The organism is Clostridiales bacterium, from assembly GCA_030016385.1.
Lineage (GTDB): Bacteria > Bacillota > Clostridia > Clostridiales > Oxobacteraceae > JASEJN01.
Genome location: JASEJN010000014.1, coordinates 20,484 through 38,653, shown reverse-complemented (window position 1 = coordinate 38,653; position 18,170 = coordinate 20,484). Strand labels below are relative to the sequence as shown.

Sequence of the window (18,170 nt, the reverse complement as noted above, 5' to 3'; positions counted from 1 at the left end):
TAATGGAGACAAATATTCAACCGAAAAATTCATTTGCCTGGACTTCATTTTATATGGAGTTTGCCGATAAGTTATTGCCATACAAAAACAACCGTCCGAAGCTTCTTAAGCTGATCAAAGGCGTCTTTGACAATTTAGGCTTGCGCTATCCTTTTACGGAAAACGGCCAACCTATTGACGATATTTGCCCGTTTACCGTATTTGGCTGCTTCAATAAAGGAATAACAAATGAAAACCGCATTAAGCTGATGGATGGCATTGGCAGCTTACTTGGCGTTAAAGCTGCAGTACCGACAGAATTTGACGGCATTCCGGTATTAAACAACATGAAGGCCTGGTTTTTTGGATATAAAGTCGAACGCAAGGAAGATGACATTTCCAACCTTTGGGACGTTTTTGAAGCCGGAATAAACTATGCGGATAATCCATCAGAAGTCTCCAAGGCAGCATTTATATCCTGTTATGACAAGGTAAGAAAGCAGCTCGGCATCAAGTGGAATTTGACTATTGGACTGTACTGGATACGTCCGTTTTCCTATCTAAACCTTGATGAACGGAACAGAAGCTATTTGTTGCAAGACGGCAATCCTTATTTTACATATATTGTAAAGATATCTAATTTAAAGCAGCTTCCAAGCGCTAAAACATATTTGGAACTGATTGCTGCCTGCAAAGATATCTTTGAAAAAAGCGACAGCCCACATCACAGTTTTCCTGAGCTATCACATCGAGCATGGATGGCATCAACTTCCGAGGATCAGAATAATAAAATATCTACTGCCAGCTTTCTCAAATGGTTTGCCCCCCTTATTAATGCTTTAAGAGAACTTGGCGGTTCTGCAACCCCGGAACAAGCTCGTAACCAGATTATATTCGACTTAAATCTGCCAGATGAAATTATTAATGAAACGCACGGCAAAACGGCAGTTAAAAAATTTGATAACGAGGTCGCCTTTGCAAGGAACTACCTGGTTTATGAGGGATACATAGATAACTCTGCCAGAGGTATTTGGTCTCTTACCGAAAAAGGCCTTACTGCGCCTATGACCGATGAAATCGCCAGTGAAATATTCTTAAAGTGGGTGGACATTCTAAAAGAACGCCGCGAGAATGTTGAAGATGCTTTAATAAATGAGCGTAATACGAACGAGAAGAGATACTGGATTTATGCTCCCGGCAACAATTCTTCCAAATGGGAGGAATTTTACTCCCAGGGAATCATGGGCATCGGTTGGGACGAAATGGGCGACCTGAAACAATATCCCAGCAAGGATGCCATGAAAACCAAAATGAAGGAACTATACGGTGCGGAATATTCATATATGAACTCGGCTCTTGCCACATGGCAGTTTGCCAATGAAATTCAAGCCGGCGACATTGTTTATGCCAAAAAAGGCATGCGTAAAGTTATTGGCCGCGGTATAGTTGAATCTGACTATATTTTTGATGCCGGGCGCGATGAGTATAAACATATTCGTAAAATCAAATGGACCCATAACGGGGAGTGGGAACATCCCGGACAAGCCGTCATGAAAACCCTTACCGACATTACTCCCTACACCGATTACGTACATAAATTGGAAGCTCTCTTTATTGATGACGACTCCGCAGATGTTATCGAAGAAAAAGAAATCGTGTATGAGCCTTACACCGAAGATGACTTCCTCAGTGAAGTTTTCATGGATGCCGAACGTTACAATACATTGGTGAACCTACTGAAAACTAAGAAAAACATCATTTTGCAAGGCGCGCCCGGTGTCGGCAAGACTTTTGCCGCCAAAAGACTGGCTTTTTCCATGATGGGGCAAAAAGACACAAGCCGGGTTATGATGGTTCAATTCCATCAGAGTTACAGCTATGAAGATTTTATTATGGGCTTCCGCCCGTCAAAAGACGGATTTGAACTTACACCCGGGCCTTTTTACCAGTTTTGCAAAGCTGCCCAGGATGACGATGAACGGGATTATTTCTTTATCATTGACGAGATCAATCGCGGAAATGTAAGCAAAATTTTTGGCGAGCTGCTGATGCTGATAGAAAAAGAAAAGCGCGGCGAAAAACTGCGCCTGCTCTATTCCAACGAGTTATTTTCCGTTCCCAAAAATGTTTATATTATCGGCATGATGAATACCGCAGACCGCAGCCTTGCCATAATCGATTATGCTCTTAGAAGAAGGTTTGCTTTCTTTGAACTTGAGCCTGCTTTTGACTCCGAAGGGTTTAAATCAATCATGCTTGAAGCAAACAATCCCAAGTTTAATGCCCTTGTTGAGCGAATTAAGGCTTTGAATGAATTCATCAGCAAGGATGAATCCCTTGGCAGCGGTTTCAGAATCGGCCACAGTTACTTGTGTACAAATGAGGAAATAACCGATGAATGGCTGGAAGCTGTTATTAAATACGAGCTGCTGCCCCTTTTGAGCGAATATTGGTTTGATGAGCCATCCAAAATCGAGCAGTGGACAAAAAAACTGTGTGGTGCCTTAGATGATTAGAATTCAGAACATTTACTACATGCTTGCTTACGCATTTCAGGTTTTAAATGAAGACGGCTATAAAAAGGTGGCAACCGAGGAATTCGAATATGCCTCCGATTTATTTGCGGCGATTCTCGCCAAAGGCATTGCCAGCCAAATCAAAAGGGGCTTGAGCAGGGAGTATGTCGGCAAAACAGAAGCCATTAGTTTACCTGCCGGGAAAATCAATGTCTCCGCCTCTGTAAGGCAAAACTCCATGCTCAAAAAGCAATTGGTCTGTGATTATGATGAGTTTACAGAAAACGCTTATATGAATAAAATCCTCAAAACTACCGCAATGCTTTTGATTCGCTCTCCCGAAGTGTCTGTGCAGCATAAGAAGGCATTAAAGAAAGCAATGCTTTATTTTAGCGGCGTTGATGTGATTGACCCCCGCAGGATTCAGTGGTCGGGTATCAGATACCACCGGAATAACGCAACTTACAAGATGCTGCTGAATATCTGCTATCTGGTTATCGAAGGCATGCTCATGACCGAGCAGGACGGTTCCCGGAAACTGGCATGCTATGTGGACGACCAACGCATGCACAGGCTTTACGAAAAATTTGTGCTGGAGTATTACCGCAGACATTACCCGCAATTCAACGCCTCGGCTGCCCATATTGACTGGGATGTCGATGGAGGGGAAATCGAGTATTTGCCGGTTATGAAATCAGACATCACTCTCCGGTACAAGGGTAAAACCCTCATTATAGACACCAAATATTATGCGCACACGATGCAGACAAACAGCTTTTACAACAGCCGGACGCTCCATTCTCACAACATGTACCAGATTTTTACCTATGTAAAGAACATGGATGCCGCCAATTCCGGCAATGTAAGCGGCCTTTTGCTTTATGCAAAAACCGATGAAGAAATCGTGCCGGACAGCGATTATATTATTGGTGGCAACCGCATAAGTGTCAAAACCCTGGACTTAAACACTGACTTTTCCAATATAGCCCAGCAATTGAACTCTATAGCGGAAAGGCTGTTATTATAGAACTCATGTAACAATTTTTACTTCAATATTACCAAACCTTGGTAATTCCCTTTGGAACCCCTTTTTATCTTTTACCAATACCTTAACCCTACTTATCCTTCAAAATCTCTTCTAAACCCATTTTGGCTTGTCTGGTAACCCTTTCCCAACCAACATATAAAACTCAAATTTCAACCAAAACCTATCAACCTCATTATAAAAACCCAGCAAAAAAGGGGTCAATATTACTTGACAATCTACAGTAATCATCATACACTTTCTATGCTGAAAATTATTGCAAATGAGTTCCCTGATAATATTGCGTCTTTTCTTGTTGCACTGCTTATAATTTTTGACATGGTATTTTCCTACAATGATTTGCTTATCTGGTACCTGCCGCCCCAATTCATCATAGGTAAAACCAGCCCTTTTATCACCCAAGTAACGCTTTTTTCCTTTTGCCTGTCGCCTTTTGCATTTACATTTGTATCGATATACAAGTACTTTGATCATTTCATATGCTCCAATTATCAGTTTTTCAGTTGCCATCAACATTCATCTCCGTCCCCATGTATTCCTAAAAAGCACGCATCTTTTGGCGCTTTTTAGTTAATATGGAGACTAACATGCAAGGATTGAATTTATTTCGAGTGCTTTTACGGGCATGTATAAGCGTATAAACATGACGCCTGCATCGCAAATAAAAAGAGCACTACAGGTTTTTACCCATGTAGTGCCTAAAAAACAATCTATTTTTTATTGGCTTTGTCAAATAATTGAGTTGATTTATTCGTGTAATAAAAAAGTCGCTATATATTCTGAAAAATCAAAAGGCATATTTCTTCTCTTTAACCAAGCATTTTTTGTCGTGTAACGTTCCACTTTCATTATGTTGGCGAATTGGACCAACGGATCCTTTCCCTTTAAGACGTTTACCGCCTGGTTAAACGATGTGGGTAAGCATTCCCGTAAGCACGCTCCTTGCTTGAAAGCTGATAGTATATGGATAATTGTCTTACTTTACACTTAAACTATTTTTATAAACTGAAAGAATAAAATCTGCCATCATAACAGATGCATTGACAAAAAGCCTTGCATGATAATCAGAAATTCCAATCCGTTTACTACCAACGCCATGAGAGTCACTTTCTTTGTTACGCATCTCAGCAATTGATGAGATAATCTTCTCCAACCCGGAAAGAAGCATATTTATTCGTCTATCCATATCTTTGTCGGCATGCATGTTATAGAGGTGCTTTACTTGACCATATAGCTTACCTATGTCGCCACTTTCAACTGGCTCTACACCTTTTTGCTCAATTACATAATAAAATGTTTCTTCAAGGATAGTTCGTGCTTTTGTTATTGCACTATCATAATTGTGCTCATCAATATCCTTTATTGCTCTTTCAGAGAGGCCTTTAATATAGTCACGGTCAATTATTTTTATTGTTGGTGTTTCGATTTTAACTATAGTACCAATTTTTTTAATAATATACTGTCGACCTATAACAATCAATTCGTTACCACCAAAATATAAAATGCCGTTGATTTGTTCCATTATTTTTTGAACAATATAAGAATACGTATCTTCAATATCTTCTGGGGAAAGTCCTTTTAACAAATCAACAAATTTATCTTTTGAAAATAGATAAGAGAGCAACTGAGACATTTTATTTTTTTCAATGCAAAATTTAATTAAATTGTCCATATACTGCCATCTGCTTAAGGCACCACCAGACCATGAATAAGTTTCTGGTAATCCAAATAAAGATGATATTGCACATATATCCAGGCAGCTCAAATATGGCATCCTTATTTTAATTTTGTTATATTCTCCAAATTCCTTATCGCCATCTAGTATTGCGATAATTTCCTTATTTCTTAATAGTTCGAAATTATTCGTCATTTGAATGTCACCTCCGAATTCTGATTATTAGCCAAATAAGAATCTATAATAATCAGCTTACTGCTATAAACTTTAGTACTTTAACAAAGCATAAGCTTAATCGAAATGTATCATATTCATTACTTTTCTACTTTTTTAAATAGTTAATTCTCCTTCTGCTTGAATGCCATCCCGATGAGTTTATCTGCATAATCGGCCATGAACATCGGGATATTCAATAGATCATCGTCCAGCCGCAGATTGTTCAGTGAAAAACGGACACGAAGTTTGACCTTATCGCCATATTTTTCTTTAAACTTCTTCAGGCTTCTGCTCTCTACGTTACTCTCCGATTTAACCTCTACGGGCAAAATATCGTTTTCTCTCTGGATTAAAAAGTCAACTTCATACCGGGGATTGTCCATTGTCCAATATCGCGGCATTGCTTCAAACTGGTTTCTCAGAGCCTGCAGCACATAGTTCTCGCTGAGTGCCCCTTTAAACTCCACGAACAACCGGTTGCCTTCGCTGAAAGCGGAAGGCGCCAAAAGCGACAGGCGGCGCAAAAGCCCCACGTCCACCAGATAAAGCTTGAAGGCAGACAAATCATCATAGGCAGAAATGGGCAGCCCCGGCGCGCTGCTGCGGTATATCTTATAAGTCAGGTTGGCATCGCAAAGCCACTGCAGCGCGTCCTCATATTCTCTGGCCCGTGCCCCTTCCTTAACGACTTTATAAATAAATTTCTTGTTCTCCCTGGCCAGTTGCGAAGGTATTGACTTCCAGATGAGCGATATCTTAGGAAAGTCTTTGGGATCAGGATGCTTGGCAAAATCCCGTTCGTATGCCCCCAGAATATTGGATAGCACCTGCTGTACCAGTTCAACATCCCGTTCTTCTGTCCAGGATCTGACAGATTCCGGCATTCCACCAGTCACAAAATACATCTTAAGCTTTTCATAAAGGGGATTGAAGAATGCATCCGGAATAGCCTCAATCCTGTCCAAGCTGTCCATATAAGAAGCAAGATTGCCGTCACCGTTAGCCATTAAAAATTCAGTAAAGGTCATAGGACTTATCTCCAAAAAATCTACTTTGCCAACAGGAAATGAAGCAGGCTTGGACAGCGCAATGCCCAAAAGAGAACCTGCACAGGCTACATGATAGTGCGGAGTGTTTTCGCAGAAATATTTGAGTGTATTCAGAGCATTAGGACATTCCTGTATCTCATCGAAGACTATGAGTGTGGCCTCCGGCTTATCCGGCTTGATGGTTTGACCGCTTGCCATCATCAGGTTTTGCAAAATGCGTTCAACATCCTTTGTGTTTTCAAAAAACTGCTTATATTCCGGATGCTCGTCAAAGTTGAAATACGCAATATTTTCATAATAACGTCTGGCAAATTCTTTAAGCAACCATGTCTTGCCCACCTGCCGGACACCCTTTAAAATGAGTGGTTTCCGGTGCCTGGAATTTTTCCACCGCAACAAATCCTGCATGATCAGCCTTTCCACAATACCCACCTCCAAAATATCACATTTTTATACATATTTTGCGTCAATTTATCACACTTCTATAAATTATTATAACCACATACTTAGTTTTAAGTCAATAGTATCACATAATTTTTGGGCATTTTGTTTGTCCAATCACATTATTATGTATTTAATCGGGAGCTTCATTATAAAACGGCATCATTAGAGGGTATATTGTTTAACATATTAAAACCTGCCTCGCATAAAACAAAGGCAGGTTCTATTATCAGCAGACTCTATTAGCAATACGTATCATTTCATCTGTCAGGCGGCGTATTCAAACACCCAGTGCAACCGACACCAATTCTTAACGCGGTATGTACCGTGCTCTTGCTCACCCCGAATACCTTTGCAGCCTCACGAACAGTAGCATTAGTCTGCAATATGTATTTCGCTATCTCAAGAACCCGTTCTTCTATGTAATCCTTCATTGATTGGCCCCCTTCTATCCAGCATCGCTATATTTATATGCCTTTAAGCAGCCGGGTAGAACAGGGAGACTTAATGCATTTAAGCCAGTATTCCCAGATAGCTTCCTATTATCCCTATGGCAAACAGTATGACAAGTATCCAGATTGAAGAAATTCTCTTGCCGAGGAGATAAAGACACAAAAAAGTAAGACCGAGAGGCAATAGCCCCGGAAGTAGGCCATCCAGCACTTCCTGAAGCTTTATCGCCTGATTGCCGTAGCTTAATGTGATAGGAGTAGATACTCTTGTCCAACGAGCCACAAGAGCGCCCATTACAGTCATGCCCAGTACCGTAGCACCCTGATTAAGACTTTTTAACGTTCCTCCGCTGACATCCCTTATAATGTTTAGCCCTGCCCTGTATCCGTAAACAAGACCGTACCAGTGGGTCAAAAGACGTACCAGGTTGAAACTTATAAAAAAAGCAATAGGGCCAAGCAGGCTTCCTGTGGCTGCTAAGGATGCTCCAAAAGCTGCCGTTATAGGCCTTAATGTGCCCCAGAATATAGAATCACCTACACCAGCAAGCGGGCCCATCATACCAACCTTGATTGCATTTATTGTTGATGGGTCGATATCATTCCCTGAAGCCTTCTCTTCCTCGAGAGCTGCAGCAACTCCAAATATTGGTACGGCAAAGAAGGGCTGGGTATTAAAAAACTCCAGATGTCTTTTAAGCGCAGCCTTTATATCCTCCTCTGTCTTATAGAGCCTCCTTATGACAGGTACGATAGTATAGCAAAATCCAAGTGCCTGCATCCTCTCATAGTTCCATGATGCCTGGACTATATTTGAGCGGAGAAAAACGGATATAAGGTCACGCCTGGTTAATATCCTTTCCCTTGGTACCTCTCTGCTGTTAAGTGCACCCTCATCAAGCATCTCATTTCTTGTAGATAGGCTTACATGAAGTATGGCCAAGCATATCGCCAGAATACCTATGCCCACCAGGGTAAAATTCGTAAATATAGCTATGAGAAAGCCTATAAAAAAGTAAGGCCATAGGTTTTTCACCTTTATCATATTAAGTACCATGGCATAGCCTATAACTACAATAAAGCCGCTGGCTACCATAAGTCCGTTCACTATAAAATCTGGTATAATATTTAAGATATATTCCACCGCATAGGTGTCTATGTATAACGCAACTAAAAAAGCTGGTATGGCCACACGCAAAAATTGAAGTGAGAGAGATGAGATATGTGCAAAATCAATCCCTGATATATTGGCTTGATCAGCATATCTATCGGCAAGATGCTGAAAATAAACAGAAAGTGACCTAGCCAAAAAAGTGAGCATTTGTCCCGCAACTGCCACGGGCACAGCAATGGCTATACCGGTGGCTATGGGCTGACCTGTACCAATAACCAGCACTGTGGATATAACACTGGCCAGGGCTGTATCCGGCGACTGTGCTGCTCCAATGTTCATCCAGCCCAGCGCCATAAACTCAAGTGTGCTGCCTATTATTATACCTGTCCTTATATCACCCATGGCCAGGCCAACCAGGGTACATGCAATAAGAGGCCTGTGAATCTGAAGTTCATCAATCACACTGGCCATCCCCGTAACCCCACCTATAATTCCAATCAATAATGCCCTTAAGAGCATGGCATTACCCCCTTAAATCCTTTGAAGGATATATATTTTGGAGTCCTCCGGCAAAACCCTTACCTCCAGCTCAATACCCATATCCCCCAGCTTCTTTAAAGCTGCAATATCTTCATGATCAACGGCTACAGACTTAGTTATCATCTTTTTGCCCGATTTATAGCTTATACCGCCAACATTTACGCTTTTTATTGAAATACCACTTTCCACAAACCTCATGACATCAGCGGGAGTTGTAAAAAGCATAAGAACGTTGTATCTATCATATCCTCCATTCTTTATCTTATCTGCAGCATCGTCCACAGACAGAACATCCACCCTCATCCCCTGGGGCGCCACAGCCTGTAAAAGCGTTTTCCTGATCATGTCCTTTGCCACCCTATCATCGGCTACCAGTATAAGGTTGGCTCCGACATATCTGGACCAGCTTAACACCACCTGCCCATGTATCAATCGGTCATCTATCCTGATAAGACTTAAAGACACCTCTCACGCCCCCTGTAAAAGAGCCCCCTTGTATCCACAACCCCATCCTTTCCAGCTTTTACACAGATTTCCACCAGTTCCTGGGCAGTATGCTCACCCCTTGAGGTTAACACCTCCAAAAGCATCGGTAGGTTTACCCCCGTGACATGATAAACGCCTCTGGATTTTAGTACTACCATGCTGGCTGCATTGAAAGGGCTTCCTCCAAAGACATCAGTAAAGATTATGGCCTCATCCTCTAAACCATCAAGCGCCTTATAAAGCCTTGATGTAAGGTCTTCGACCCCGTCAGATGGCATAAATGATATGGTTATAAGCTCATCCTGCCTGCCGCATATCATTTCTGCTGCATTTGCCAGCTCCTGTGCAAGTTTTCCATGTGTTGCTATGATTATTCTGGTCACTTTAAATACCTCCATAAATAAGACTCACAATAAAAGAAGCAAGATTTGTACCAATACTTATGGCAAGGCTCATCGGTTGATTTTAAGACAGATTAAAGCACTGCAAAATTACACAGTCCCAGAAGATAAAGCACCTCATCTTCGGGTATCTTTATACCAAAATCAGCTTCTATTATTTGCATGGATTCTTTAAAAATGCTGTATTCATAAGGAAATCTCAATTTTACATCTTCTTTGTCATCATAATAAGTATACAGGTTACCCAGTATGAGTCTCTCTATCATACAGCAGGCATGAACAGAAAATTTTACGATAATGCTATTGCTCATCTTAAAAGATAGTTTGTGCTCTATAAAATCAATGGAATTTAAGACACTATTTAAGGCCTTACCAGGGTTTACAAAGGTAAGATATTCATCCAGGACACCCCTTATATAATCTATAAGCCTGTGCCTTGGGATCTCATCCACGTTCTCCTCCGTAACGATTGTACTCCCTTCATTCAGAATGGACTCCAGGGTTTCAAAACCGTTTCCAGCTACGATTTCCTCCAGTGGTATGAAGGGTACATCTATTCCAAGATCCATAGACCCCACCACTGCAATTATACTCCCACTATCCTTTAAACGACCTGTATCACTGTCAAGTCCACTTACAGCAACAACTTCTATACCAGTATATCCTTTTTCATGCAGAAAGTCATCTATCATCTTTTTAAGATTGGATGCTGTCCCTTCACCTGTTATGCATGAGGTAACTATATATCTGCCGTTCTTCATGGATTTTATACTGTTTTCGCCCTTTCTCACATAAGGTATATGCTCACAAATGGCATTTTTCAGCTCTTTTAATGTAACCTCAGGCATCATAGCCTTTCTGGCTGCTTCAATGACTATGGGCGTACTGACCATATCAATGATCTCTACATCTATCCCTGTTCTCTTTTTTATTATATCAGCAAATGTGGTGAGTGAGCCCATATCTACAAGGAGCAGACACCCCCTCCCCGCATCCAATGAAAGCACCATGTTCACCGCCTTTTCCAGGGCCAGTTCAGGACTCATATCAAGAGGCATGTCAATAGCCCTGACAAAATCTACACCCAAAAGCGTATTGGCAACCCTCGCCATGCTGGATGCAGTAGTATCACCGTGGGCAATCACAGCAACACCTATCCATCGTTCTGACTTCATGTTACCTAGAACACCCAGGATAGCAGCCAGAAATCCCGCTTCGTCGTCTGGAATTTTAAACTGTGGAAACTTGTTATTCAGGAGTTCTACCATTTTTTCTGCAGTCTTATATTCATCTGCATATTTCTTTTTTATGGTAGTAAGGTGGCTGTTGATTACTGTCTTGCCGTCTTTCAACCTTTCAAATAGTGAATTTATATGGAGGAAAATGGCATAATACAGCCTCTCACTGACATTCTCAACCGAATTTGAAACTATGTCAACAATATCGTCGATAATTGTATAAAGGGACGGGTCTATAAGTTTTTTTAATGCTTCATTACCAAGGCCCTTTTTAAATTCAATCGAAAGCTGACCATAATATGACTCTATCTCTGTATCCAGTATTTTTTCTATGTCATCATCCTGGTAATTCTGTGATTTAAGCTTTTCAATCCTATCCTCAAGCTTTTCGTAGAAATCAGTTTTTAAGAAATCTATTCCGTGAACCTTTATCTCTTCTTTTTTATCAGCTTCCTGGAGGACCTTTTGTATATCCCTTCTGCTGTCTATATTAAGCAGGCTGTTTTTAACATGAATCGGTAGTTCGTCAGCTGTGATAATAAGCCTGTCTTTTATCCCGGTTCTGTATTTCAAGAATGCTTTTGCGGCAGACATCTGTATATCGTTCTTCAGCTGGCCGATATTGCCACTGCACTGATATACAAGAAAAGCCTTCATTGCGTCGTCTACCATATCTATAGGTTTGCCTATCCTCTCAGATTCTATCTTTACAATATCTTTTATCAGTTCCAGCCTTTCCTCAATCGGCCTTTCTGCAAGTGATGGCAAACTTATCACCACCGGTATCCTTCTCAAAAATGTAGCCAATAGTAAAGAGGTAGGGTCTTCGGTAGTAGCGGCCACGATCATAATGCTGGCCCTTCTCGAAGCAGTTTCGCCCAGCTTCCTGTATTCGCCCTTATCCATAAGATAAAAAAGCATCTCCTGCCCCTCGGGTGGAAGCCTGTGAACCTCATCCAAGAAAAGCATACCGCCGTTGGCCTTTTCCACCAGGCCTGGCCTGTCGCTGTCCGCCCCTGTATATGCCCCTTTTGAACTGCCAAAAAGGTGGGCCATCAATAACTCCTTGTTGTTGGCAAAATCCGCACAGTTAAAAGCCACAAATGGGGCATTTTTATTTATAACCCCAGCCTCTTTAGAGTAGTTATACATGAGTTCTGCAAAAAGCGATTTCCCTGCCCCTGTGGGACCTACTATAAGCGTGGGCAGGCCATGAGGCGGATAGATACAGGCAGCCTTTGCCTGCTCGATGGCTGAAGCGAGGCTGCCGGATGTACCTATCAGATTATCAAAGGATGGCAAACTCTTATCCAGTATCCTTACCTTTAACGGCTGGTCATCACTTATAACATTTTCTGCTATGGAGTAGAGTACCGGCCTACCCCTCTTTTTTTTGACCTTTCCTTCTTCGATCAGGCAGTTGAGTTCTGTGCTGCAGTTATTGCGGCTTATGCCAGCCTTTTCAGCTATTTCCTCTGTGGTGTACCAGCGGTTATCTGTCCTTTGAAGCCTCTGCAGCGCTTCGTATACCCTATCCCTTCTGCTCATATGCTCCCCTCCCCAGCTATATCTATATTATATCAGAATGTTTATTCTGATGTAAGAACTAATGTACCATGACATGCAACATCAAATGCAGCCTTAAAGCGAGTCCATGATACTCTTAATGAGAGGCAAATGCAGCCGGGGCATCTGGCATGGACGCCGCATGTAGGCGTACCCGGCGGAATGCAGCCAGAATCGTAGAGTATCAAGACGAATGCCCAGGTGCATAGATGTTGCTGGCATGCTGATATGGACAATATCGGTTTTCAGTGTAAAAAAATAAAGGCCTGGCATCATGGCCAGGCCAATTAATTCACCTAATATTTTACATAGTCAGCGGGATTAACATTCTTACCATCTTTCAACACCTCAAAATGCAGGTGGTCACCATCAGCTATCTCAAACAGCGCAGTATTTCCAATCCTCCCTATAACATCCCCTGCCTTTACATTCTGTCCTTCCTCCACCTCTACGCTGCTATCCAGGTTACTGTAGCGGGCAGTTATCCCATTGCCCAGGTCCATTTCTACCGTTACACCTAATTTCCCATCCGTGTAGACCCTTTTTACAGTACCATCCGCCACTGCCACTACATCGTTGCCAAACTCACTCTTTATGTCCATCCCATTGTGTGTTGTCCACTGCTTTAAAGTCTCTGAGTATACCATACTGTCAACAGCAAATCCGTTGCCAGCTATACCATCAACCGGTTTTATCCATGCACTGTTTTTTGCCTGAACACTTGATGACTTCTGTGATGATACAGGTTTTATGTTTGGAGATGTACCAGACTTTTTGGGAGCTGCTGCTTTATTCTGCACGGTTTCTTCAGGTGTCTCCTGACTGGTAGCAGCATTCCCTTTTGTTACATCCTCCTTTACCTCTTCACTAACCTCTTTCGGTTCTTCTGTTTTTTGTGAGTCGGTAACTATTATCTTTGAGTTGTCGCTTTTCAGGGCATTATCCAGATTCTGCACATCGCTTAGCGGTTCTTGCGACAGTTTATTCCTGTTATATGTAGTGACATAGACAGCAGTCACCGCTACCGCCACAATACATACAAATAATAGCACAAAAAAGCTCTGGGTCTTCATCACGTCATATATCTTTTTCCACCACTCCGAAATTCGTTTCATTTTTCCACCTCCAACAGGTAGTATAACCATTTGTTGGAGGTTTATACATCTAATTTTCTAATACCCACCACATGTTGGTTACTTCTATGCCCTGATAATAATGCTTTAATATATCAACATATGTATAGCCATGTTTGGCCAGGCCGTTTGCTCCGTATTGGCTCATACCCACACCATGTCCGTAACCAGTGACAATAATCTTTATGGTATCACCATTAAATTCAAAAACAAAATTATTGGAATTCAAGCCCATATACGTCTGGAAGTCCCGACCCGATATTACTTTATTGCCCACCTTTATATTTCTTACTCTACCGCCTACTGTATAGTCAATTATTTTAACTTCCGAAGAAAGCTTATTCTCGTTTATCTTAAGCCCCTGCACATTTCTTTTAAGTATGTTTACAAAATCCCTCCTGGAATACTCCACAGTGGTTTTAAATTTTGAGGCCTCCTCTTCATAAGGGCTGTCTACACTCCTTAAGTATGGTATACTATTCCTCCAAACATCCTCGGAATTTTCCGTCTTGCCTCCTGATATTGCATGAAATACGGGATCTATCAGCAGATCCTCATACATGGCCACCTCACCCTTTGTATCCTCCACAGCCCTGGATATCTTATCCCAGTAATAGTCTGTATCCTTACCCCAGGCAGGTACCATATCACCCTTTTCTGCATAGGCCTGGCAGTGGGTGAAGTCAGTGCATATATCAGCCCCCTTATGCAGCTCACATCCCGATCCGCCAAACTCTTTCAGCCTGGACAGGGCATATGTCCTGGCAGCCACGGCCTGAGCCTTTAATGCTTCCATCTCAAAGGCCGCCGGCATCTCGGCCGCCACCACACCCTTAACGTATTCCTCAAAGGGCATAGAAACAATCTTATTATTTTTGGTCATATAGACATTTATCATGAGGATCCTATCGTCTTGAGCCTCATTATTTTCTTCATCTACACTCTCAGGATCTATGGGGTGCAGCTTCGGTTCTTCCACTATTTTCTCAGCCTCACGGCTGCCGCACCCATAGACAAATACAAGGGCTATTATGAGCAAAAAAATAAAGACCCTCATACTCCTCCTCCTCTGCATATACTATGTATATGAATGAAGGAAAGAAAGTATGAGGGTCAATTTTTAGTTATGAAGTATAGGCGATAACCTCTTGTATACCAGCAAAGTAATCAAGGATACTACCAGTCCCTTTAAAATATTAAATGGAGCTATCCCAAACAGCACCAGGGTCTTTACATTCACAATTAAAGAGTTCACTTCACTGCCCATCTTAACTATAGCATCCATTGGTATACCCATCATTGTCTGATATAAGGGTAAAAGCACAAAGTAGTTAAAAAGGCACCCCAATACAGTCATAAACAGCGTCCCCAGCATCATCGACATTACGGCCACATGCCTTGTCTTATGTTTTTGGTACATAACGCCGGCTGTAGCTACCAGTGCACTTCCAACTAAGAAGTTTGCCAGTTCTCCCACACCTGCGGTGGTCGTGCCCTTAATAGCTATATGAAGCACATTCTTTATAAGTTCTATAAGTACGCCTACCATTGGCCCTAAAGCAAAGCTCCCCAATAGTGCAGGCACCTCGCTCAAATCCATCTTTAAAAATGCTGGAAACAAAGGCAGTGGAAATTCAATAAACATAAGTACAGTAGCTATAGCAGCTAACATACCAGTCTTTACAAGTACTGTTGTTCTTTTATGAACCATTTCCATTTAGACCCCTCCTATCAAAAAATCCCGAAGGCAATAACCTTCAGGATTTTAAACCCAACAAAAAAACACTTCTCCCATCCAGACTGTACTGTCGGCCCCGGAATCTCACCGGATCTGCCTTTCGGCTCGCGGGCTTTACCGCCGGTCGGGAATTGCACCCTGCCCTGAAGTTACTGCCTTCTTATTAAGTTCTGACTATATATTAGCACATATATGTTAAAAAATCAACAGCTTTTTGAGTCAAAGATGTTCGCTGAAGAGTGCAACTAAAATTACCAGATTTCTGTATCTCACTATAATACCTCCATTCTATTTTCATATAGCCACCCTGCCGAAAGAAACATAAGGACTGCTATTAATATATAGAATATGCCTGGAGTCAATGATATTGAAACGCTACCCGGGTTAAAAACCGAATTCAAAGTAGAAAACCCATAGATCTTCATCCAGATTGGCGGGAGGATATCCACCGTCCATTCAGACAATTTTTGTGCTATATAGCCTGGCAGTATATATGCTATAAATGCTGCAAGAAACCTGATAAACGGTATATCTATAGACCTGTATACAGTGTAGGAAAATATACCGGTAATTATTCCAAACGCGAGAAATCCTGTGCCAAGAAGGTAAAAGCTTATCGAGTCCTTAAGGATTGCATTCCACAGTTGTCCTGCGTATACAGCCTGCACCTGAGCTACCCTCACGAAGGGTAGACTTGCCGCTTCCATTATGTCCCAAAAGTCCAACTATCCTTCCTTTTTCAATATTTAAATCCACGCCCCTCAATGCCCATTTGCTGCTGTATCTCTTCTTGAGATTGACCGCCTTTAAGAAATCACTCATTGGTCCCCATCTCCTCTCTGCAATATATTTCAATCATTGAAGCTATTTCCTTATAGGCAAACCCCAGGCCGTTCATCTCTTTTATAAAGTTTTCAATGAGCTCCCGGGCCATGCTGTCTCTTATATTCCTTACACGGCTTTCATCCTCTGTAGCAAAACTTCCCATCCCCCTCTTCGTATTTATCACTCCCTCTCTTTCCAGTTCCTGATATACCCTCTGCATTGTATTATGGAAATTGTGTATCTTTTCACGGTTATATTTGATATTGTCATTGGATATACTTATATAAATGTATAAGGATTCGCATGTATTCCTTTCTCTCGTGTATATTGCAAAATATACACGGCTCTTTAAAAGCCTATCCAAAAACAAAAAAATTTAATAGGCTCCAACAAAAATATGGCATGGCAGGCTTAGCAAAGAACGTAAGAATAGAATTTTAAAAATACATAGCCTTAATCAAGACGAAAATTTATTCAGTCATTATTAAATATAATAAAACCATTCATTTCTTTTGTCAACTGTTTATTCAAAATAACCTTAAAATTTATTATATGTTGAATATATTCAACCAAAAATTTTATCGATTGGATATATTCAACTTTATTTGCCCTGCAAATTACTGTATAATCTATTCAGAGGTGTGTTTATATGGATACTGAGAAGATGGCAAAAAGGATAAAGTCTATAATAGTAGAAAAGGGGCTCACACGAGATAAGCTGGGCGAAGGTTTCTCAAAGGGGTATATAAGCAAGCTGGAATCCGGTGAGATAAATCCAACTGTAGATAAATTGGAATTAGTATCAAGGCGGCTTGATGTATCACTGGATTATCTTGACGGTAATGATAACTGCAAAACAAAAAATTGTGTATCAAAGTGCGACCACCTTTTCATAAAGACCTTTGTGTCATTATTTTCGCAGGAGTATTCACTTGCTGATAAATATATGGCAAAGCTCTTTGAAAGACTTGAGACTATGGATGAGGAAGAAAGTGGTTTTGTCCGCCTTATGGCCGGGATTCTGTCCTTCCGTCTAAAGAAATATGGGGATGCAATAGAATACCTGTCAAAAATAACATCAAAGACTGAGCCGTTAAACTCACTAAGTATACTTTATCTGGCAAGATCATATTCCCACTCAGGTAATTTAGACATGTCTTTATCACTTTTTAATAGATTGTTAAATAATGACTATATTGTTGGCAGTTATTATTATATGATATACTTAAACTCTCTATATCATTTTGCCTATACCCTGCTGCTTGCCGAAAGATACGTTGATGCAAAGAGAATCGCTCTTAAATACCTGGAAATATGCAATGAGATGGGCCACAGAGACAGAACCTTAGAGGTATATGACATGCTTGGAATTGTTGAGCTATCTCAGGAGAACTACCTTGATGCGGCAAATTATTTCCGTAAGGAACTTGCCGGTTATAAAATAATGAATGATTTTAGCGGCCTGGCCATTGCCTGTAACCATCTTGCAGAGGTATACAGTCAGATGAAGGATATATCCAAGGCCTTGAAGTACTATCATAAAAGTATTTCATACTACAAGAAAATTGGAAACAATAAATACATAGCATATAACTTGAACAGTATAGCCGGGATATTATTTGAACAAGGCAACCTGGAAGATGCTTTGAGCTACGCAAACTCTGCATTAGAAATCTTGAATCAGAAAGACCCTTATGCAGAAAAGTCCATAGCCGAGCTCATAGATAATATCAAATCTACATTGGAAGGATAAGAT

Annotated in this window: 16 protein-coding genes, 1 pseudogene and 1 riboswitch; of the genes and pseudogenes, 3 read left to right on the top strand and 14 right to left on the bottom strand. The window is 41.2% G+C overall.

The features are described 5' to 3' along the window. Positions 1-2 precede the first annotated feature (2 nt). Both QME45_05225 and mcrC read left to right on the top strand, forming a co-directional pair. On the top strand, positions 3-2,495 hold the full coding sequence (locus QME45_05225) for an AAA family ATPase (protein ID MDI6618064.1): 2,493 nt from the start codon (positions 3-5) through the stop codon (positions 2,493-2,495). Further along, positions 2,488-3,522, top strand: coding sequence for a 5-methylcytosine-specific restriction endonuclease system specificity protein McrC (mcrC, locus tag QME45_05220; GenBank protein ID MDI6618063.1), 1,035 nt, complete (start codon positions 2,488-2,490; stop codon positions 3,520-3,522). The genes QME45_05225 and mcrC overlap by 8 nt, the downstream gene beginning before the upstream one ends. Positions 3,523-3,633: 111 nt before the next feature. Here mcrC and QME45_05215 read toward each other — a convergent pair whose 3' ends face one another. From QME45_05215 to QME45_05150, 14 genes and pseudogenes are all read right to left on the bottom strand, one after another. After that, a complete protein-coding gene (locus QME45_05215; GenBank protein MDI6618062.1) occupies positions 3,634-4,050 on the bottom strand; it encodes a hypothetical protein in 417 nt (138 codons plus the stop codon). 466 nt (positions 4,051-4,516) lie between these two features. Beyond that, the gene (locus tag QME45_05210) at positions 4,517-5,410 is read right to left on the bottom strand and encodes an abortive infection family protein (protein ID MDI6618061.1); all 894 of its coding nucleotides are present in this window, start codon (positions 5,408-5,410) and stop codon (positions 4,517-4,519) included. Positions 5,411-5,553: 143 nt separating this feature from the next. Beyond that, a complete protein-coding gene (locus QME45_05205) occupies positions 5,554-6,903 on the bottom strand; it encodes an ATP-binding protein (protein ID MDI6618060.1) in 1,350 nt (449 codons plus the stop codon). Between the two features lie 338 nt (positions 6,904-7,241). After that, a pseudogene (locus tag QME45_05200) lies at positions 7,242-7,355 on the bottom strand (sporulation transcriptional regulator SpoIIID). A gap of 79 nt (positions 7,356-7,434) precedes the next feature. Next, entirely contained in the window at positions 7,435-9,006 is a 1,572-nt protein-coding gene (gene manZ, locus QME45_05195) for a PTS mannose transporter subunit IID (protein MDI6618059.1), read from the bottom strand. A gap of 12 nt (positions 9,007-9,018) precedes the next feature. Then, positions 9,019-9,492 carry a PTS sugar transporter subunit IIB gene (locus tag QME45_05190; GenBank protein MDI6618058.1) on the bottom strand — a complete coding sequence of 158 codons (474 nt, stop codon included), beginning with the start codon at positions 9,490-9,492 and terminating at the stop codon, positions 9,019-9,021. Further along, positions 9,483-9,911 (bottom strand): PTS sugar transporter subunit IIA, encoded by a 429-nt coding sequence (locus tag QME45_05185; protein MDI6618057.1) that lies wholly within the window; start codon positions 9,909-9,911, stop codon positions 9,483-9,485. Before QME45_05185 ends, QME45_05190 begins: the two co-directional genes overlap by 10 nt. 77 nt (positions 9,912-9,988) lie before the next feature. Next, the gene (locus tag QME45_05180) at positions 9,989-12,700 is read right to left on the bottom strand and encodes a sigma 54-interacting transcriptional regulator (GenBank protein MDI6618056.1); all 2,712 of its coding nucleotides are present in this window, start codon (positions 12,698-12,700) and stop codon (positions 9,989-9,991) included. A gap of 314 nt (positions 12,701-13,014) precedes the next feature. After that, a complete protein-coding gene (locus QME45_05175) occupies positions 13,015-13,833 on the bottom strand; it encodes a M23 family metallopeptidase (GenBank protein ID MDI6618055.1) in 819 nt (272 codons plus the stop codon). Between the two features lie 49 nt (positions 13,834-13,882). Next, positions 13,883-14,908 (bottom strand): stage II sporulation protein D, encoded by a 1,026-nt coding sequence (spoIID, locus tag QME45_05170; GenBank protein ID MDI6618054.1) that lies wholly within the window; start codon positions 14,906-14,908, stop codon positions 13,883-13,885. A gap of 63 nt (positions 14,909-14,971) precedes the next feature. Further along, on the bottom strand, positions 14,972-15,568 hold the full coding sequence (locus QME45_05165) for an ECF transporter S component (protein ID MDI6618053.1): 597 nt from the start codon (positions 15,566-15,568) through the stop codon (positions 14,972-14,974). A gap of 62 nt (positions 15,569-15,630) precedes the next feature. Continuing rightward, positions 15,631-15,744, bottom strand: a riboswitch (FMN riboswitch). A 117-nt stretch (positions 15,745-15,861) separates the two neighbouring features. Next, positions 15,862-16,257 carry a hypothetical protein gene (locus tag QME45_05160; protein ID MDI6618052.1) on the bottom strand — a complete coding sequence of 132 codons (396 nt, stop codon included), beginning with the start codon at positions 16,255-16,257 and terminating at the stop codon, positions 15,862-15,864. After that, positions 16,214-16,411, bottom strand: coding sequence for an ATP-binding cassette domain-containing protein (locus tag QME45_05155; protein MDI6618051.1), 198 nt, complete (start codon positions 16,409-16,411; stop codon positions 16,214-16,216). Before QME45_05155 ends, QME45_05160 begins: the two co-directional genes overlap by 44 nt. Then, positions 16,404-16,784, bottom strand: a complete 381-nt coding sequence (locus QME45_05150) for a hypothetical protein (GenBank protein MDI6618050.1) — start codon at positions 16,782-16,784, stop codon at positions 16,404-16,406. The genes QME45_05155 and QME45_05150 overlap by 8 nt, the downstream gene beginning before the upstream one ends. A gap of 279 nt (positions 16,785-17,063) precedes the next feature. Here QME45_05150 and QME45_05145 point away from each other — a divergent pair, with 279 nt between their 5' ends. Then, positions 17,064-18,167, top strand: coding sequence for a tetratricopeptide repeat protein (locus QME45_05145; protein ID MDI6618049.1), 1,104 nt, complete (start codon positions 17,064-17,066; stop codon positions 18,165-18,167). Positions 18,168-18,170 lie beyond the last annotated feature (3 nt).